Annotated in this window: 15 protein-coding genes and 1 pseudogene; 11 read left to right on the forward strand and 5 right to left on the reverse strand. The window is 64.5% G+C overall.

Annotation, left to right across the window (positions count from 1 at the left end; genetic code table 11):
* Positions 1-20 precede the first annotated feature (20 nt).
* A complete protein-coding gene (locus ASD67_RS10765) occupies positions 21-563 on the forward strand; it encodes a hypothetical protein (protein WP_327197013.1) in 543 nt (180 codons plus the stop codon).
* Between the two features lie 244 nt (positions 564-807).
* On the opposite strand, the pseudogene ASD67_RS24025 reads toward ASD67_RS10765, so the two are convergent.
* The 4 genes and pseudogenes from ASD67_RS24025 to ASD67_RS10785 form a co-directional block, all read right to left on the reverse strand.
* Positions 808-2,060: pseudogene (locus ASD67_RS24025) on the reverse strand (tyrosine-type recombinase/integrase); the annotation flags it as partial.
* Positions 2,061-2,482: 422 nt separating this feature from the next.
* On the reverse strand, positions 2,483-3,280 hold the full coding sequence (locus ASD67_RS10775) for a FecR family protein (RefSeq protein ID WP_082544958.1): 798 nt from the start codon (positions 3,278-3,280) through the stop codon (positions 2,483-2,485).
* A 74-nt stretch (positions 3,281-3,354) separates the two neighbouring features.
* Positions 3,355-3,975, reverse strand: a complete 621-nt coding sequence (locus tag ASD67_RS10780; RefSeq protein ID WP_082544959.1) for a GNAT family N-acetyltransferase — start codon at positions 3,973-3,975, stop codon at positions 3,355-3,357.
* A 79-nt stretch (positions 3,976-4,054) separates the two neighbouring features.
* Positions 4,055-4,696, reverse strand: coding sequence for a helix-turn-helix domain-containing protein (locus tag ASD67_RS10785; RefSeq protein WP_056347305.1), 642 nt, complete (start codon positions 4,694-4,696; stop codon positions 4,055-4,057).
* 141 nt (positions 4,697-4,837) lie between these two features.
* Here ASD67_RS10785 and ASD67_RS10790 point away from each other — a divergent pair, with 141 nt between their 5' ends.
* The 10 genes from ASD67_RS10790 to ASD67_RS10835 all read left to right on the forward strand — a co-directional run bounded on the left by ASD67_RS10790 (position 4,838) and on the right by ASD67_RS10835 (position 18,867).
* Complete coding sequence (locus tag ASD67_RS10790; RefSeq protein ID WP_056346708.1) at positions 4,838-6,817, forward strand: serine hydrolase domain-containing protein; 1,980 nt, start codon at positions 4,838-4,840, stop codon at positions 6,815-6,817.
* The gene (locus tag ASD67_RS10795) at positions 6,817-7,821 is read left to right on the forward strand and encodes a dipeptide epimerase (protein WP_056346710.1); all 1,005 of its coding nucleotides are present in this window, start codon (positions 6,817-6,819) and stop codon (positions 7,819-7,821) included. The genes ASD67_RS10790 and ASD67_RS10795 overlap by 1 nt, the downstream gene beginning before the upstream one ends.
* 86 nt (positions 7,822-7,907) lie before the next feature.
* A complete protein-coding gene (locus ASD67_RS10800) occupies positions 7,908-9,050 on the forward strand; it encodes a dipeptidase (protein WP_056346711.1) in 1,143 nt (380 codons plus the stop codon).
* 34 nt (positions 9,051-9,084) lie between these two features.
* On the forward strand, positions 9,085-11,241 hold the full coding sequence (locus tag ASD67_RS10805; protein ID WP_056346712.1) for a TonB-dependent receptor: 2,157 nt from the start codon (positions 9,085-9,087) through the stop codon (positions 11,239-11,241).
* Positions 11,242-11,260: 19 nt separating this feature from the next.
* Positions 11,261-12,301 (forward strand): DUF1611 domain-containing protein, encoded by a 1,041-nt coding sequence (locus ASD67_RS10810; protein WP_056346714.1) that lies wholly within the window; start codon positions 11,261-11,263, stop codon positions 12,299-12,301.
* Positions 12,298-13,437, forward strand: coding sequence for a YkvI family membrane protein (locus ASD67_RS10815; RefSeq protein ID WP_056346716.1), 1,140 nt, complete (start codon positions 12,298-12,300; stop codon positions 13,435-13,437). Before ASD67_RS10810 ends, ASD67_RS10815 begins: the two co-directional genes overlap by 4 nt.
* Positions 13,434-15,011 (forward strand): serine hydrolase, encoded by a 1,578-nt coding sequence (locus ASD67_RS10820; protein ID WP_056346719.1) that lies wholly within the window; start codon positions 13,434-13,436, stop codon positions 15,009-15,011. The genes ASD67_RS10815 and ASD67_RS10820 overlap by 4 nt, the downstream gene beginning before the upstream one ends.
* Positions 15,008-16,186, forward strand: a complete 1,179-nt coding sequence (locus ASD67_RS10825) for a dipeptidase (RefSeq protein WP_056346722.1) — start codon at positions 15,008-15,010, stop codon at positions 16,184-16,186. Before ASD67_RS10820 ends, ASD67_RS10825 begins: the two co-directional genes overlap by 4 nt.
* Before the next feature lie 203 nt (positions 16,187-16,389).
* The gene (locus tag ASD67_RS10830; RefSeq protein WP_056346724.1) at positions 16,390-17,529 is read left to right on the forward strand and encodes an aminotransferase class I/II-fold pyridoxal phosphate-dependent enzyme; all 1,140 of its coding nucleotides are present in this window, start codon (positions 16,390-16,392) and stop codon (positions 17,527-17,529) included.
* A gap of 114 nt (positions 17,530-17,643) precedes the next feature.
* Positions 17,644-18,867, forward strand: a complete 1,224-nt coding sequence (locus ASD67_RS10835; protein ID WP_056346729.1) for an NAD(P)/FAD-dependent oxidoreductase — start codon at positions 17,644-17,646, stop codon at positions 18,865-18,867.
* Here the strand turns inward: ASD67_RS10835 and ASD67_RS10840 are convergent, their stop codons facing one another.
* Positions 18,868-19,497, reverse strand: a complete 630-nt coding sequence (locus ASD67_RS10840) for a DUF4126 domain-containing protein (RefSeq protein ID WP_056346730.1) — start codon at positions 19,495-19,497, stop codon at positions 18,868-18,870. It abuts the gene before it with no gap.
* Between the last annotated feature and the right edge of the window lie 28 nt (positions 19,498-19,525).

Here is a 19,525-nt window from a genome sequence, read left to right on the forward strand (position 1 = left end):
GGCGATAATGTCCGGTCATTATGATGTATGGCCCGACCGACATGTGGAACGAGGACAACGCCATCTATGACGATGGTGAATGGATCACGTGGACCGAGATCAATTCGCATCTCGAACGGTTGGAGTTCCAAGCGCGCTTCCCGAACCTCGATGTTGATCTTGTGCCGATCTTCCAAGACCTGCTCTCGGTGGCTCAAAACTATCACTGCCTCACCGGCAGCCATTTACAGGTCTACGGCGATCTGGGTGAACTATATGGTGCGATCACCCACGGGATCAAACTGCATCGCAATTATGCACAAGGGTCAGATGGCAAACTCGGCAATCACTTCGTCGAGGTGAAGACCATCACCCCGTTCAAGCGCAACGACACGATCACGCTCAACCTCAAACGCAACTTCAGCAAAGTGCTGATTGTCAAGATCGACAGCGCTTTCGAGGTGCAAGGCAAGCTGATCGACCGCAAGGCCCTCCCTAAGGTGAAGGGCGACAAGCTGCGCTTCGACTGGGATGACTTCGACCATGTCGAAATATCACGCGCCTCTCGCGTTATGATCGACTGAACCCAAAGTGCTGCCGCGCTCTTGATATGGACCGCCAATTGGAGCTACCAGCATACGCTCAGCATACGGTGGTCGTCATTTCCGGGTGACATCGGGAAACAGGCTGCAACAGGGCAGGGTGGAATTCGGGGAATTCAGGTGGGTTGGCGATGATCGAAGCCTTCAGAAATAGCGCTTCTGATCATTCGTAATGATGGGGTCAGAGGTTCGAGTCCTCTAAGCGGCACCATGATATCCCTGAAANGTGAAGCCTGAGAGCCGAGTTTCCCATATCTTTAGAGCACGACGCTTTTCAGGGTAGTAGTCGTTGCGATCGTAGATACCTTCAACGCCGCCGATGACGTGGCTCAACACGCGCTCAATATGATCCTTTGCGATCAAGCGATTACCGTGAGGATCGCGGATGGCATTCGCATGCGACGAGAAAGTGCGTCGAAGGTCGTGAAATGTCCAATGAGGAACTTCGCCTCCTTCTTTCGCTGCGAGTTTGGCTACCGCTTCGCGAATGCGTCCCATCGTCCTGCTGAATCCCGAGATATGACGTGAAGTGTCGTCTGTGCGGAACGATGGGAATAGATGCATGCTCTCCGTTTGAGCGAGACGCCTCTCAACAATTGCCCAAGCTTGATCACCGACCGGCACGATGTGCGGCCTACCGTTTTTCATCCGCTCGCCGGACAATTCAAGGTGACGATCAGCCTGATTAACTTCGGCACGGGTTAGGCCAAAAATCTCGGTCCTGCGCTGTCCGGTGAGGAGGCCCAGCTTGTAAGCGTCTGCCCAGATTGGCGGCTGTTGATCGAGTGCTATCCACAACCAGCGAATTTCATTGGCATCAAGGAAACGTTGCCGCTTTCGCGCGCTGCTTAGCGCCAAATCCTCGGCAGGGTTGGTTCGCAAACCTGTCGCTCGTCGCTCCGCTTTGGCCCATTTGAAGAAGGCCTTGAGGTAGGAAACGATAGCATTGGCCGCAGCCATTTCACCCTTGTCGCGGATGGATTGGACGATGTCGAATAGGGTATCGTCTGTGACCTCGGCGATTGGACTTGAGCCGATCTTGTCTTGAAGCTGTCTGCGCCATACGCCCTTTTTGCAGGCGATGGTGTTAGGCTTGTTCCCGGCTTTTCCGTGCACATTCCTGCCCATTTCAAGGCCGGAGATATAACGATCCCAAACTTGCTGACAGGTCAACGATACTGGCTTCACGCAAAGGGAAGTCTGCTTTTCGCCAACACTATGTAGCGTATAGACATCTTTGCCTTCATTAAGATCGACGACAAATTTGCGAGCCATAACCCGAGCGTCGGCCAATCTAAGCGCCGGGAACCGCCCGAGGGTGATGACGCGAGGCGCACCATCGACGCGCGCACGCCAAATCCACGTTTTCGCGGATTTCGTAACTTTGAGAGCCAAGCGGTTCCCCTCGGGGTCGAGGAGGATCGAATCTTTGACTCCACGCTTGAGAGCCATAAGGCCCCGATGGTTCCAACTGACCATATCAAACACCGTCTGCTGGCATACGCAGCGGGCACGAGGCTTGGTGATTTTTTGCGCGCTATCGGTAGGTAAATTTGCGTCCCGATAACCCAAAATCACCGCCCCACCGTATGCTGGGCGTATGCTGGAGGACGCTTTTGAGCGCCCCAATTGCCAACCGGTTTGGGCAAGAATCGCAGATTTTCAGGGATNGTGCTCTACCAACTGAGCTAAAGCGGCAACGATGGGCGCCTCTATCAGCGCGTCGGGGCTAAGACAAGCATCGTCGCGCAGAATCTGGTTGGACCGCATCGGGCGGTTTTGCCGGTCCTGACCGAACGCCAATATTCAAGCGGTCATGGCCGCCGATTGCAGCCGCAACCCGAGCGATCGATCGAAGAATGGGCGGCCCGACAGGTCGCGCGGAAAGTGGCGGGGGCCGTTTATCTCCCCGGTTTTTTGGGTGCGGGTCCGATGATGATCGCGTCGGCGCGTATCTCGACCCCGAGATCGAGTTTCGCGGCGAGTTCACGCGCCAGCGCGGCGGGGTCGGCAAGATCGAAACGGCCACTGACCTCGATCGTTTCGAGCGCGGGTTCGGTGAGGCGGATTTTCACGGCGTTCACGGTATTGGCGCGGGCGACGACATCGCCGAGCGGCATCCTGTCGGCGTCGATCGCGACCGGGCCGGCCGCAGACCGCATCGAAGGCAGGATCCGGACGTCGGAGGTGACGACCTCGGCGGTTTCGCCGGGTTGCAACCGGACGCTGCGGTCGGAATTGCGCGAGGCGACCTCGATCGCCCCTTCGATCAGCGACACGCGCGGGCGGCTGTTGCGGAGGTCGACCTCGAAGATCGTGCCGAGGGCGGTGGTTCTCGAGCCGGCTCCGAGGACGATGAAGGGGCGTCCGGCGTCGTGCGCGACGTCGAAGCGGGCATGACCGCCGAAGAGAAGGACGCGGCGTTGCTGGTCGTCGAACTTGTTTTCCAGAACCGCGCCATCGGTCAGCGTGACGCCGCTGCCGTCGGGAAGCTTGAACGTGCCGCCGGTGAGGACCGCAGGCGCCGTGACGACGGTATCGATCGTGAGCGGTGCGGCGGCCTGAGGCTCCTGCCGGTCGCTGACGATATACCAGGCGATGGCGAGCAAGCCGCCGACCGCGATCGTCGCCGCGATCGCCAGGCGTGTCCGGCTGGAGGCCGGCAAACCGCCTCGCGTCCGCGTGTCCCGTCCCGTCATGCCGATCCCCCCGAATCCCGTTGTCGTGTGATAACCAAGCCGCCGACCTCCTCGAAGCCGTCAGCCGCGCTGGGTCAACCGTCCGTTTGCCCGCGGCTTCGCCATTGTTCGCGCGCGAGCTCCCAATAGCGCGACACGCGAATCGATCCGTCGGGTCGGACACTTCGTCTTTCGCCCTGCGACAGGAATCCGGCAGCCTCGATGACGCGTGCCGACCGCAGATTGTCCATGGCCGCGGTGAGGCCGATCAACCGCACGCCCAGATGGTCGAACATCCAGCCGAAACTGCGCGCCGCACCTGTTTTTCCTCTACCCTGACCTTGTCCATCGGCGCGTTGCGCCCCGGCGAGTTCGGCCGCCGAGCGCTCGGGCCAGACGGTGAAATAGGAATATCCGGCCACCGCTCCTTGCTCGTCGACCGAGACCGCCAATATGGCTTCGCCGCGCGCCTGCCTGTCGCGCGCCTCGGAAATCCACGCCGACAGGACATCGTGGGTGAACGGTCTTGGCAGATCATAGATCGGATCGGAGACGGCGGGGTCGGACAGCAGCGCGATCAGGCCCTCGATATGGCGGGTGTCCGCCAGATGATATCTGGTGCCGAGCAGGGAAAGGTCGGCGGCGCGCACCGCGGCGCGGATCGCCATCTCCTCCTCCGCCGCGACCTCGAGCCTCGTTTTGGGGGGCGCACTCATCGCTTTGCCGCCCGTTCCTGCGCCTTACGCGCGCGGTGGCGGCGTAACGCGCCTATCGGCGTGAGACGTTCGGGGTCGTTCAAAGGCCGCCTTCGCCATCGCCGTGCAGGCTCATCAGCGAATCCATCAGCCCGTCGTCGGCGCTCGAGCAGACGCCGAGGACCAGCGCCTCCTCGCATCCTTCGGCGACGACATAGGCGTGGCCCATCGACGAATCGAGATAGATGCCCTGGCCGACCTCGAGCACCACCGGGTCGTAATATTCGGTGTGCACCGCCATCCGGCCTTCGAGGACATAGATGAATTCCTCGCCCTGGTGATGGACGAGTTCGCCGAATTCGGTCGCGCTGTGCGCGCGGATCCGGGTCAGGATCGGGATCATGCGCTTCTGGCGCAGGTCGGTGCAGAGGTAGTGATAGTCGTAATTGTCGGTGGTGACGCGCACCGCATTGTCGATCGTGCCGACGCTGCGGCGGCCGGTCGGGCGCGGCGACGCGTCCTCCGAATCCTCGGCGAACAGGTCGGACATGCGCATGTTGAGCCGCTGGCTGAGTTGCTGGAGCTTGTCATAGCTGAGCGTCAGCCGGTCGTGCTCGACCTTCGACAGCGTCGACACGGGGATGCCCGACTGGGCGCTCATCTCCTTGAGCGTCCAGCGATTCCGCGATCTTATCCCGCGCATCACCTCGCCCAGCGTGGGGGGCTTGGTCCGGTTCGCCATCAGCGTTGCCATAAGCCGTTTGACAATTTTCTAATCAGGATCATTATGTCCCTATTGGGCTAACAGTTGTTGGTCCCTTGGTAAGGGGTCGCGCGGCTCGCTGCAAGGTTAAGTGAGGGCGCCAGCAAAAGGGAGGTCGCGATGCGTTTTGTTCGCAAGCTGATGATCGGACTGGCCGCGCTCGCGGCGGTGCCGTTGATGGCGCAGGGGCCGGCGGTCGCGCCGCCCGCCAAGAAAGTCGCGGCGCCCGCGCCGCCGGCCGTGAAAACCGCCGCCGCGCCGGTCGCGCTCGATCGCGCCGACCTCGAAGCCTGGCTCGATGGATACCTGCCCTATGCGCTTGAACGTGCGCGAATCCCCGGCGCGGTCGTCGTCGTCGTGAAAGACGGTCAGGTCGTGCTGGAGAAGGGCTATGGCTTCGCCGACGTCGCCAAGCGCGCGCCGGTGCTGCCCGAGACGACGTTGTTCCGTCCGGGTTCGGTGTCGAAGCTGTTCACCTGGACCGCGGTGATGCAGCAGGTCGAGGCGGGCAAGCTCGACCTCGACAAGGACGTCAACGCCTATCTCGATTTCAAGATTCCGCCCTATCAGGGCAAGCCGATCACGCTGCGCAACATCATGACGCACACCGCGGGTTTCCAGGAATCGGTGCGCTACCTGATCAGCAGCGATCCCAAGGCGGTGATGACGCTCAAGAAACAGATGCCGCTGGCGCTGCCCGACCGCGTCTTCGCCCCCGGCACGACCCCCGCTTATTCGAACTACGCGACCGCGCTTGCGGGCTATATCGTCGAACGGGTCAGCGGCGAGGATTTCGACTCCTATATCGAAAAGCATATCTTCACGCCGCTCGGCATGGCGCATTCGTCGTTCCGCCAGCCGCTCCCCGCGGCGCTCGTGCCGCATATGTCGAAGGGTTATCCGAACGTCACGCAAAAGGCCGAGCCGTTCGAGATCGTTATCCCGGCGCCGGCGGGCAGCCTGTCGGCATCGGGCGCCGACATGGGCAAGTTCATGATCGCGCATCTCAATGATGGTGCCGGGCTGCTCAAGCCCGAAACCACGGCGATGATGCACAATTATAAGGCTCCTGGTGTCGGCCCGCTCAACAGCATGGCGCTCGGTTTCTACGAACAATGGGTCAACGGCCACCGCGCGATCGCGCATGGCGGCGACACCGTCTGGTTCCACTCCTATCTGTGGCTGGTCCCCGATGCCGACATCGGCGTCTATATCTCGATGAACAGCCCCGGTCAGGCTGGCGATGCCGGCGCGGTGCGTAGCGCGCTGTTCCACAAATTCGCCGACCGCTATCTGCCCGGCACCGAAAAACCCGGCACCGTCGATGCCAAGACCGCCGCGGCGCACGCGCAACTGATGGTCGGCCATTATGTCAGCAGCCGCGGCAGCTTCACCAATTTCTTCAGCCTGTTCGGGCTGCTCGGACAGGCGCAGATCGGGTTGACCGAGGATGGCAAGATCAGCCTCCCGGCGCTCGACGGTCTTGGCGCCGGCGCGCGCGACTGGGTCGAGGTCGCACCGTTCGTGTGGCGCGACACGGGCACAGGTGAGCGTCTTGCGGCGGAGGTCAAGGACGGCCGCGTCACACGCTGGAGCCTCGATGCGGGATCGCCGTTCATGGTGTTCGAGCCCGCGCCGGCCGGCACCAATGCCGCCTGGCTCAATCCGGCGCTGGTCTTCGCGCTCGGCATCGTCCTGCTCGCGGCACTGGCCTGGCCGGTGCGCGCGCTGGTCCGGCGCAGCTTCAAGGCCGACTTCGCGCTCGAAGGCAAGGCGCGCCGCGCCTACCGCCTGTCGCGGCTCTTTGCCTGGCTGGTGCTTGGCGCACTGGCGGGCTGGATCGGGCTGATAATGGCCTTCTCGGCCGATATCGGCAGCATCGGCGGACCGCTCGACTGGCTGATCCACCTGCTGCGCATCCTGACGCCGCTCGCCACCATCGGCCTGCTGATCACCGCGGTGTGGCATCTGGGACAGAGCATCAAGGGCAAGCGCCGCTGGACGATGAAGCTGGGCGCGGTGCTGCTCGTGCTGGCGGCGCTCCCGCTCGTCTGGGTGACGCTCGCCTTCCACCTCTATGGCTTCAACATGGTGTATTGATGACGACGATGGGCAAGCAGAAGCTGGCGCTCGACCTTCGGGTCGAGCGCTTTCCCTACCACCAGCCGTTCCGCATTTCGGGGCATGTCTTCACCGAAACCGCTCTGCTCGTCGCCGAGCTTTCCGACGGAACCCACGCCGGGCGCGGCGAGGGGGCGGGGGTCTATTATCTCGGCGACGATATCGACCATATGCTGGGCGAGGCGCAGCGCGTCCGCGCGGCGATCGAGGCCGGCGCGACGCGCGAGGAGCTTCAGCCTCTGCTCCCCGCAGGCGGCGCGCGCAACGCGCTCGACTGCGCCTTCTGGGAGCTCGAGGCGAAACAGGCGGGCAGACCGGTGTGGGACCTCGCCGGGCTGGCGGCGCCGCAGCCGCTGCTTTCGACGCTGACGCTTGGTGCCGACGCGCCGGGGACGATGGCGCGCGCCGCGCTGGCGCTCGATCCGGAGGCGCCGGTCAAGGTCAAGCTGACCGGCGATCTGGGCGAGGACATCGCGCGCGTTGAAGCGATCCGCGCCGCGCGGCCGGACGCCTGGATCGGCGTCGATGCCAATCAGGGCTATAGCATCGCGACGCTGCGCGAGTTGCTGCCGGTTCTGGTTGCGAATGGCGTCGCGCAGCTTGAACAGCCGCTTGCGCGCGGGCGTGAAGCCGATCTCGACGGATTGAAGCGGCCGCTGCCTTTCGTCGCCGACGAGAGCGCGGTGACGCTCGCCGATACCGCGTCGCTCGTCGGCCGCTTCGATGTGGTGAACATCAAGCTCGATAAATGCGGCGGGCTGACCGAGGGGCTGGCGATCGCGCGGCAGGCAAAGCTGCTCGGTCTCGACGTGATGGTCGGCAATATGATGGGCAGCAGCCTGTCGATGGCGCCGTCGTTCGTCCTTGGCCAGCTGTGCGACATCGTCGATCTCGACGGCCCGACCTTCCTCGCGACCGATCGCGATCCGGGGGTGCGTTACGCGGGCGGGCGGATCCATTGTCCGGAAGAAATTTGGGGTTAGACGGTGAGGATGTCCTATTTGGGTTGACAATTCTCTGATTAGGACAATAGTCTTGAAATTGTAAATTTCGTGAGTTGGAGGGTGGAATGAAGACGTCATTCCCGCTGACGCGCCGCGCACTCGTCGCCGGCGCGGTGGGCACCGCTTTGTCCGCGCCGATGATCGGCCGGAGCGCCTTCGCCTTTGCCGCCGCGCCAGGGCGCAGCTATTCGCGCCGCGCCGTCGACCTGGTCGCGTCGTCGCTCGTCATCGACATGCTTGCCCCGCTCAAGATCACCATGTCGCCCGACTATGTCGCGCATCGCCTGACCGATGCGGAGGCAGCGGAGTTCCGGGCGAGCAGCATCACCGGTTTCCACAACGCCTATGGCCTCGGCGGGCCCGACGCCCGCGCGCAGGGGCTGGAGTTCCTCGCCGGCTGGCAGGGCTTTGCCGGGCGCAACAGCCATGTCTTCACCCTCGTCGACACCGTGGACGACCTCGACCGTGCTAAGGTCGACCGGAAATGCGCCGTCATCATGGGCATCCAGAACGCCGAGCAGTTCGAAAAGATCGAGGACGTCGCGACCTTCCGCCGCCTCGGTCTGCGCTGCGCGCAGCTTACCTATAACAGCCAGAACATGATCGGGTCGGGCAGCACCGAGCGCGTCGATGGCGGGGTCAGCGACTATGGTGCCGCGATCATCGCCGAGATGGAAAAGACGAAGATGCTGATCGATGTCTCGCATTGCGGCGACAAGACGACGCTCGACGCGATCGACATCGCCAAGGGTCCGATCGCGATCACCCACAGCAACGCCCGCGCGCTGGTCGACCATCCGCGCGTCAAGACCGATGCCGCGATCAAGGCGCTCGCCGCGAAGGGCGGGGTGATGGGCATCACCGGGGTGCGGATGTTCGTGCGGCTGACCGACCCGACCAACGTCGGGCATATGGCCGACCATATCGACCATGTCGCGAAGCTGACCGGCATCGAGCATGTCGGCATCGGCTCGGACGCCGATCTCAACGGCTATGACGATATGGCGCCGGACGAATATGCGCTGCTCAAGCAGGGCTACAAGGCGAGCTACGGCTTTCGCGACAAGATCGACATCGACGGCTTCGACCATCCGCTCAAGGTCTTCGACCTGACCGAGGAACTGATCCGCCGGGGCTATTCCAACGAAAACATCACCGCGGTGCTGGGGGGCAATTTCCGCCGCCTGCTCGCGCAAGTCTGGGGGTAAGACGATGAAACAGGGTCTCTTTATCGCAGGAAGCATGGCCGCACTGATGGCCGCGATGCCGGCAGCGGCGCAGGAAGCCGGCGCCGTGGAAGCGGCGGGCGAAATCGTCGTCACCGCACAGAAGCGCGTCCAGAATGTCCAGGACGTGCCGATCTCGATCAGCGTCGTCGATGGCGAGGCGCTGCAGGAACAGGGCGCGGCGTCGCTCGTCGATTATGCGGGCTTCGTCCCTGGCATGCAGGTGTCGAACAGCGGCACTCCGGGCCAGACCACGATCACGCTGCGCGGCGTCGCACCGCTCAACTCGGCGCAGACGGTCGGTATCTATCTCGACGAGGCGCCGGTCGGATCGAGCGCGATCTACAACCGCGCGGGGGCGTTCACCATCGACCTGATGCCCTATGACCTCCAGCGTATCGAAGTGCTCAAGGGGCCGCAGGGTACGCTCTATGGCGCCAGCTCGATCGGCGGGCTGGTCAAATATGTCACCGTCCAGCCCGACACCAGCGCGTTCAAGGTGCGCGCCGGGGTCGAGGGTTTCGCGATCAAGGGCGGCGACGGACTCGGCTGGGGGGCGCAGGCGATGGTCAATGTCCCGATCGTCACCGACCGGCTCGCGATGTCGGCGAGCTTCGCCTGGCGCAAGACGCCGGGCTGGGTCGACAGCGTCAACAATGCCGCGCTCAAGGATCAGAACGACTATGAACAGCGCGGCGGCCGCGTCGCGCTATTGTGGCAACCGACTCCCGAATTCAGCGTCAAGCTCGCGGGCATCTGGCAGTCGCTCGATTCGGACGGCAACGGCCTTTACGCTGCCGACCTCGCCGTCAACCGGCTCGGCGACGGGCGTTCGTTCAACAATTATGTCCCCGAATCCTACGACATCGACCTCGACTATTATTCGGCCACGCTCGACTATGATTTCGGCGCCGCGTCGCTGACCTCGGCGACGACCTACAGCAAGACGCAGAGCCGACAGGTCCAGGATGCGAGCTATGCCTTTGGCGTGCTGTTCCCGCTGCTCACCGGCGGCGCGATCGCACCCGGCATCACGCCCTTCTACCTCGATCTCGGGCTGGAAAAATGGACGCAGGAGCTGCGTCTCGCCTCGCCGGGTGGCGGGCGCTTCGAATGGTTGATCGGCGGCTTCTTTACCGACGAAACGACCAGCAATTCCCAGCTCGTCCGGTCGTTCGACATGGCCGGCAACCCGATCGCGCCGCTCGATCCGCTCGCCATCGTCGGCCTGCCCGCGACGTACAAGGAATATGCCGCCTTCGCCAACGCGACCTTCCGCTTCTCCGACCAGTTCGAAATTACCGGTGGCCTGCGCTGGGCACGCAACGAACAGACCTTCCGCCAGATCAGCTCGGGCGCGATCGTGCCACAGGCGAACGATCCGGGTGAATCGGCGGAGAATGTCTTCACTTACTCGATCAGCCCGCAATTCCACATCAACGACGATGCGATGCTCTATGCCCGCGTCGCCACCGGCTATCGCCCGGGCGGCCCGAACGTCATCGTGCCCAATGTGCCGCCGACGGTCGATGCCGACCGGATGAAGAATTACGAGCTCGGGTTGAAGGCCGATTTCGCCGACCGCCTGGTGTCGGTCGATGTCGCGCTCTTCTGGATGGACTGGACCGACATTCAGGTCGTGCGCGCCTTTGGCGGCGTGTCGGGCGGCGCGAATGGGGGCAAGGCGACGAGCAAGGGCATCGAAGGTTCGATGTTGCTGCGCCCCGCGCCGGGCCTTACGATCACCGCGACGGGCAGCTATACCGACGCGACGCTCAGCGAGGATGTTCCCGAAATCAGCGGCGTCGACGGCGACCGCCTGCCGGCGGTGCCGAAGTTCAGCGGTGCGCTGCGCGCCGATTATGAATTCGAGCTCGGCGGCGGCACCAAGGGCAGCTTCGGTGCCGGCGTCCGCCATGCCGGAAACCGCTTTTCGCTGGTGGAGAGCGATCCGCTGACCGCGCTCGCCAAACCCTATACGTCGGTCGATCTCAATGCGTCGCTGACCTTCAGCGACCATTGGACGCTGCGCGCCTATGCGCGTAACCTGCTCGACAACAAGGGGGAGATGGCGCGATCGACGATGGCCGACGGACTCAACCGGCCCAGCTTCCTCGCCATTTCGCCGCTGCAGCCGCGGACGATCGGCGTTGCGCTCGACCTGTCTTTCTGACGCGACCGGAGTGAACCAAATGAACGCCCCTACCGGACGCCTGTCCGACCGATTGACCCTGCCGCAGCCCTATCTGCTGTTCCTCGGCGACACCACCGAGGCGAGCTTTGCGAAGACCGCCTTCGGGCTCGCCGACTGGGCGGCGGACCGCTGCGTCGGCGAATTTTCGGCCGCCGGTTGCACCGTCACCACCGGCCTGCCGCGGCTCGACCCCGCAGCGGCCAGGGCGGCGGGCGCGCGGTCGCTGGTGATCGGGGTCGCCAACCAGGGCGGGGTGATCGGCGAAAGCTGGGTCGCGATCCTAATCGACGCGATGGAGGCGGGACTCGACATCATCAGCGGGCTGCACGTCCGGCTGGCGAACGTGCCCGTGCTGGCCGAGGCGGCGCGGCGCACCGGGCAGCGGCTGATCGACGTGCGCACCCCGCCGTCGGACATCCCGATCGGCACCGGGCGCAAGCGGACAGGCAAAAGGCTGCTCACCGTCGGCACCGACTGCGCGCTCGGTAAGAAATACACTGCGCTCGCGCTGCACCGCGCCTTTGTCGAGCGCGGGCTCGACGCCGATTTCCGCGCGACCGGCCAGACCGGCATCATGATCGCGGGCGGTGGCATCCCGATGGACGCCGTGGTGTCGGACTTCGAAGCAGGCGCCGCCGAAATCCTCAGCCCTGACGCGCCCGCCGACCATTGGGACCTGATCGAGGGGCAGGGGTCGATCTTCAACCCCGCCTATGCCGCGGTGTCGCTCGGCCTGCTCCATGGCAGCCAACCTGATGTGTTCGTCGTCTGCCACGATCCGTCGCGCACGGTGATCCTCGGCATGGAAAGCTTTGCGCTGCCAACGGTCGAGGAGGTCATCGACCTGACAATCCGCCTCGGCAGCCGGACCAACCCGGCGATCCGCTGCGGCGGGATCAGCCTCAATACCTCGAGCCTGGGGACCGATGAGGCCGAAGCCTTGATGGCGGCCGAAAGCCGGCGGCTCGGGCTGCCGGTCGCCGACCCGATCCGCGGCGGCGCGGCCTTCGCCGCGCTCGTGGACAGCTGCCTCGCATGAGCGCCGCCGAACCAGCCGGGACGTCGAGCTGGTTCCAGCGCTTCCTGCTCCCGGGTTTTGCGTTGAAGGCGGTGATCATCGGCGGCGGCTATGCCACTGGGCGCGAGCTCGCCGAATATTTTGTGCCCGCTGGGCCGTGGGGCGGACTGGCCGCGATGCTGCTCGCGACCTTGATCTGGAGCCTCGTCGCGGCGGTGACCTTCGCGCTCGCGCGCAAGCTCGGCGCCTATGACTATCGCGCCTTCTTCCAGGGGCTTCTCGGTCCCGGCTGGATCGCGTTCGAGATTGCCTATCTGATCTTCGTCATCCTGATTCTCGCGGTGTTCGGCGCGGCGGCGGGGGCGATCGGCGCCGCGACCTTTGGTTGGCCCGAATGGCTGGGGTCGCTGCTGCTCGGCGTGTCGATCACCGCGGTGGTCGCATGGGGCACGGGTGTCGTCGAGCAGATGTTCAAATATGTCTCGATCCTGCTCTACACCGTCTACGGCCTGTTCCTCGTCATCGCGCTCGCCAGTTTCGGCGGGCTGATCGGGCAGGGTTTCGCGAGCGCGCCGCCGCCGTCGGGCAACTGGATGGCGGGCGGCCTCACTTACGCGAGCTATAATATCGTCGGCGCGGTGGTGATCCTGCCGGTGCTGCGCCATTTGACCAGCCAGCGCGACGCGGTGGTCGCGGGGCTGATCGCGGGGCCGCTGTCGATGCTGCCCGCGATCCTCTTTTTCGTCGCGATGATGGCTTTCTATCCCGCGATCGGCGCCGAGACGCTGCCGTCCGATTTCCTGCTTCGCCAGATGACCGTGCCGGGCTTTCACGTGATCTTTCAGGTGATGATCTTCGCGGCGCTGCTAGAAAGCGGCGCCGGCGCGGTCCATGCGATCAACGAACGCATTTCGGGCGCGGTCGAGAGTCGTGGCCGGCCCGCGCTAACCCCCGGTGCGCGTGCGATCATCGGTGCGGTGATCCTCGCCGGCTGCATCTTCGTCGCGGGGCGCATCGGCCTCGTCGACCTGATCGCCAGCGGCTACCGCTTCCTCGCATGGCTGTTCCTCGCCGTCTTTGTCGCGCCGTTGCTGACCATCGGCGTCTGGCGCCTGCTACGTCCTTCCCCCATTCCCCCCATGGAGACCGTGTCATGAAACACGTCCGTTTATTGGCCTTTGCGTTGCTCGCCACCGCCGCGATGCCGGCTTGGGCAGAACCGCCAAAGGATATCGCCGAAAGCGTCGAGGCGCTGCGCAAGGAGATCGGCGCCACCGGCGTGTCGATCGCGATCGTCGAGGATGGCAAGACGACGCTGTCGCGCGGCTGGGGCGAGCGCAAACTCGGCGAGCGCGGGCAGGTCGATGGCCAGACGATTTTCCAGACCGGATCGACCGGCAAGGCGATGACCGCCGCCGCGCTCGCGATCCTCGTCGACGAAGGCAAGATCGCGTGGGACGACCCGGTGATCAAGCATATGCCGTGGTTCCGCATGTACGACGCGTGGGTGACGCGCGAGATCACGATCCGGGACCTGCTCGTCCATCGCAGCGGGCTGGGGCTGGGGCAGGGCGACCTGATGTTCGTGCCGCGCACCAACCTCACGCGCAAGCAGACCGTCGAGCGCGTCGCCTACCTCAAACCCCAGACGAGTTTCCGCTCGTCCTACGCTTATGACAATATCCTCTATGCCGTCGCCGGCCAGCTGATCGAGGAGGTCAGCGGCCAGACCTGGGAAGCCTTCATGCGCGATCGCGTGCTGCGTCCCGGCGGCATGAAGAATGCGACCAGCGACAGCGAGGATCGCTTCCGCATCGCGAACCGGTCGTGGCCGCACGCGCGGCTGAACGGGCCGCTGCGCGGGTTGGGCGACCAGCAGGCGCTCGACGAGCGCGACGAACTCGGTCGCAACGGCGCGCCCGCCGGCGGCCTTGCCATGAGCGCAGACGACATGGCGGCGTGGCTCAAGATCCAGCTCGCGCACGGCGCGTTGCCGAACGGCAAAGCGCTGTTCAGCGCGGCGCAGGCCGCCGAGATGTGGAAGCCGGTGACGCCGATGCCGATCACCGAACTGCCCGCGGCGCTCAAACCCGCGCAGCCGATGCAGCAGGCTTATGCGCTCGGCTGGCAGGTGCAGGATTATCGCGGCCACCGCATCGTCCAGCATAGCGGCGGCGTCTTCGGCTCGATCACCCGCGTCGTGATGATCCCCGACAAGAATGTCGGCTTCGCGATCATGATGAACAGCGAGGAAAGCGGGATGCTGCTCGGGCTGACCTTCAAGCTGATCGATCATTATCTCGACCAGCCCGACTATGGCTGGACCACCAAATGGCAGGATTGGTACAAGGAGCGGCTCGCGGGCGGCGTCGAATATTTGAAACAGACGCAGGCGACGCCCGCGAAGGTCGGCCCGTCGCTCGACCCGGCACGCTACGCGGGGCGGTATCGCGATCCCTGGTATGGCGACATCGTCGTCGCGAATACGGCCAAGGGGCTGACGATCGACTTCACCTCGACCCCGCGCATGATCGGGCGGCTCAAGCATTGGCAGTATGACAGCTTCGTCACCGAATATGACGACCCCGCGATCGAGCCCGCATACGTCACCTTCGCGCTCGACGCTGACGGCAAGGTGACGGGCGTGACGATGAAGGCGGTGAGCAAGATCGCCGACTTCAGCTGGGATTATCACGATCTCGCCCTGAAGCCGGTGGAGGGGGCGAAGTGAAGCGCCTTGTTCTGTTGATGACCGCCACCGCGCTGGCGGGCTGCACGGCGACCAAGGAAAAGGGCGCGACCGATGAGCGGCCGCTGCACAGCCGGATGCTCGTGCTCGACACCCATCTCGACACCCCGCTCCATTTCGATCGGGCGGAGTGGAGCTTCGCCGACCGCCACAGCCTCGCGACCGACCTGTCGCAACTCGACATCCCGCGCATGAAGGACGGCAATCTCGATGGCGGCTTTTTCGCGATCTACATCGAACAGGGGCCGCTCGATGCCAAGGGCTATGCCGATGCGCTCGCCTTTGCGCGCAAGCGATCCGACCTGATCGACGCAACGATCGCCAAACACGCCGACGCGATCAGCCCCGCGCTTACTGTCGTCGATGCGCGCCGGCTCGACAAGGCGGGCAAGCTGATCGCCTTCAAGTCGATGGAGAACAGCTATCCGCTCGGCGAAGACCTGACATTGCTCGATGAATTCTACAAAAAGGGCGTGCGGCTCGCGGGGCCGGTGCATTCGAAGAACAACCAGTTCGCCGACAGCGCCACCGACAAGCCGCGCTGGAACGGCCTCAGCCCGCTCGGCAAAAAATGGGTCGCGGAAATGAACCGCCTTGGCATCGTCATCGACGCCAGTCATTCGTCCGACGCGACCTTCGACCAGATTCTCGCGCTGTCGAAATATCCGATCCTGCTCTCGCATTCGAGCCTGCGCTCGGCGCACGATCATCCGCGCAACCTCGACGAGGCGCGGCTGAAGGCGCTTGCCGCGAAGGGTGGCGCGATGTGCATCTCGACGATCTTCCTGTCGGAGATGAACATGACGCCCGCGCGCGCCGAACTGTTCGGCCAGTACGAGAGGATCGGCGAATTGTCGCCCGCCGAGCAGGCCGACCTCACCCGCCGCTGGCGCGAACTCGACAAGAAAGAGCAGATGTGGGCCGCCGATTTCGAGGCCTATATGAAGATGGTCCTGCGCGCGATTGAAGTCGGGGGCGTCGACCATATCTGCTTCGGCGCCGACTGGGACGGAGGCGGCGGCCTCAAAGGCATCGAGGATATCTCGGCGCTGCCCAAGGTCAGCGAGCGCCTGAAGGCCGCAGGCTATTCAGATGCCGATATCGAGAAGATGTGGAGCGGCAATATATTGCGCGTGCTCGCAGCGCAGGGGAAATGAGGAAAGGCCGGAAATATCCAGCCTGATCCCCGGCGAAGGCCGGGGCCCAGAGCGTGATAGCGTGACGGCGGCTTCCGGCCGCCCTGGACCCCGGCTTTCGCCGGGGCACGGGCTATCTCGAGGAAAAGCTCGCCCACCAAAGGCCGCCGGTTCACGGTCCCAAGGGCTAGCAACCGGCGACCGAACCGCATAGCAGGCCCAACATGACCGCAACCGTCGATCCCTTCTACGCCATCTCGATCAGCCGCCTCGCGCACCAGATGGCGGCGGCGGGCGATCCGGTAATCCATATGGAGTTCGGCCAGCCCTCGACCGGCGCCCCCGTCGCCGCGGTGGCGCGCGCGCAGGAGGTGCTGGCGCAGGACGGCATGGGCTATTGGGAAAGCCCGGCGCTCAAGGCGCGCATCGCGCGCTATTATCGCGACGCGCATGGCGTTGCGGTCGATGCCGAGCAGGTTATCCTGACCTGCGGCGCCTCACCCGCCTTCGTCCTCGCGCTGACCTGCGCCTTCGCGCCCGGCGCCCGCGTCGCGCTCGCCCGGCCGGGCTATGTCGCCTATCGTAACACGCTGCGCGCGCTGCATATGGTGCCGGTCGAGATCGGCTGCGGCGAGGAAGAGCGTTTTCAGCTGACCGCCGCGGCTGTCGCGGCGCTCGATCCGGCGCCCGAGGGGCTGATTGTCGCCAGCCCGGCCAACCCGACCGGGACGGTGATCGAGGCGGCGGAAATGGCCACCATCGCCGAAGTCTGCCGGCGGCGGAACATCCGCATCATCTCCGACGAAATCTATCACGGCCTGTCCTATGTCGGGCCGGTGCCGTCGATGCTGTGCGAGGCGCCGGACGCCTTCATCGTCAACAGCTTCTCCAAATATTACAGCATGGCGGGCTGGCGGCTCGGCTGGCTGGTGGTGCCGCCCGACCAGATCGACGCGGCGCGCGCGCGGATGGGCAATCTGTTCCTGACTCCGCCCAGCCTCGCCCAGCATGCGGGGCTGGTCGCCTTCGATGAAAGGGATGAACTGGAAGGGCATCTCGCCACCTATAAGCGCAACCGCGAACTGCTGCTGGGTCGGCTGCCCGCGATGGGGCTGCGGCGGATCGCGCCGCCCGACGGCGCCTTTTATATCTATGCCGACATCGGGCATCTGACCGACGACAGCATTGCTTTCTGCCGGCAATTGCTGGTCGACACCGCCGTCGCGACGGCGCCGGGCGTCGATTTCGATCCGGTCGACGGATCGCGCTTCATGCGATTGAGCTTCGCGGTGTCGACCGCCGAGATCGAGGAGGCGTGCCGCCGTATGGCGCCCTGGTTCGAGAATTATGCCCGCTTGCCCTAGCGGCATCTGGACCCCAAGAATTTCTATTCCGCCCTGGCCTCGCCGCCGCTTGCCTCGCCTCGCCCTGCGTGCAAGGGACATTCTCGCATAAACCTATGCGGGAGAGATTTGGCGATGCGGTTCGACGTGGTGATCGTGGGGGCGGGGCATGGCGGCGCGCAGGTCGCGGTATCGCTGCGCACGCAGAAGTTCGAAGGTAGCATCGCGATCATCGGCGACGAGCCCGAACTTCCCTATGAACGTCCGCCGCTGTCGAAGGAATATTTCGCCGGCGAAAAGGAATTCGAACGCATCCAGATCCGTCCCGCCAAATATTGGGACGAACGCGAGGTCACGATGCTGCTGAACAAGCGCGTCGTGTCGGTCGATCCGGTGGCGCACAGCGTCACCACCGACGGCGGCGAGACGATCGCCTATGGCAAGCTCGTCTGGGCGACCGGCGGCAGTCCCCGGATGCTGCCGATCCCCGGCGGCGACCTGCCCGGCGTGCAGGGCGTACGGACCCGCGCCGATGCCGACGCGATGAAAGCGGCGTCCGAAACCGCGAAGCAGATCGTCGTCATCGGCGGCGGCTACATAGGGCTTGAAGCCGCGGCGGTGCTGCGCAAGGCGGGCAAGCCCGTCGTGCTGCTCGAAGCGCTCGACCGCGTGCTCGCGCGCGTCGCGGGCGAGGATCTGTCGCGCTTTTATGAAAAGGAACATCGCGATCATGGCGTCGACCTCCGCCTCGGCGTGCAGGTCGCGGCGATTGAGGGCGACAGCCATGCGACCGGCGTTCGGCTCGGCACCGGCGAGGTCATTCTTGCCGACCTCGTCATCGTTGGCATCGGCATCGTTCCCGCAGTCGCGCCGCTGATCGCGGCGGGCGCGCATGGCGGCAACGGCGTGCTCGTCGACCATCACTGCAAGACCAGTCTGCCCGATATCTACGCGATCGGCGACTGCGCCGCGCATGAGAACGACTTTGCTGAGGGTGCGGTCATCCGGCTGGAATCGGTGCAGAATGCCAACGACCAGGCCAATGTCGTCGCCAAGGGCATCTGCGGCGACGAGGCGCGCTATCACGCGATCCCCTGGTTCTGGTCGAACCAATATGATTTGAAGCTCCAGACCGCGGGCCTGTCGACGGGCCACGACCAGACGGTGCTGCGCGGCGATATCGCCAGCCGCAGCTTCTCGGTCGTTTATCTGCGTCAGGGCAGGGTGATCGCGCTCGACTGCGTCAACGCGACCAAAGATTATGTCCAGGGTCGGATGCTGGTCACCGCAGGCCTGCAGGCTACGGCTGAGCAGCTTGCCGATGTCGAGACACCGCTGAAGGCGCTGCTGCCCGCCTGATCAGGCGGGCGGTAATTCGCTCACCGGTTCATCTCCCAGCGTTCGCTTCAGCGTCGCCTTGATGTTGCGGAGCAGGCGGCGCAGCGCGATGATCACGATCACCGCAGCGACGAACATCAGCACCGCGATGACGATCGCGATCGGCGGATAGGCGATGGCGAGCGCGAGCAGTCCGCCGGTCGCGACATCCTCTCCGGTCGACACTGCAACATTGCTGAACGGTTCGGGGCTGACGTTGACCACCGCGCGCGTCGTCGCCTTGGCGCCGTGACTGAGCAGCGCGCCGCCGCCGCCGAGCAGGAAGGCGACAACCTGCCATGCCGGATCCGAACTGTCGACGAGCGCCAGCGCCAGCAGTGCCCCGCCGAGCGGACGGATAAAACTGTGCACGCCGTCCCAGATCGAATCGACCCATGCGATCTTGTCGGCGAGGAATTCCGCGATGGTGCCCACCAACGCGACTCCGAGGACCCACGGATTGGCCAAGATCTGCAAGGATTGCAGATGGTCGGGCAGGGGCAGCCAGCCGAAATGCATCGCCACGCCGGTGGCAAGGATGGTGAGGTAGAGCCGCCAGCCCGCGAGCAGGCTGAGGCTGCCTGCGACGCCCAGTATCTCGACGATGCCCATCGGCCCTTCTCCCGCCGCCGACGCAAGG

It is taken from the genome of Sphingopyxis sp. Root1497, from assembly GCF_001427085.1.
In the GTDB taxonomy this organism is placed as follows: Bacteria; Pseudomonadota; Alphaproteobacteria; order Sphingomonadales; family Sphingomonadaceae; genus Sphingopyxis.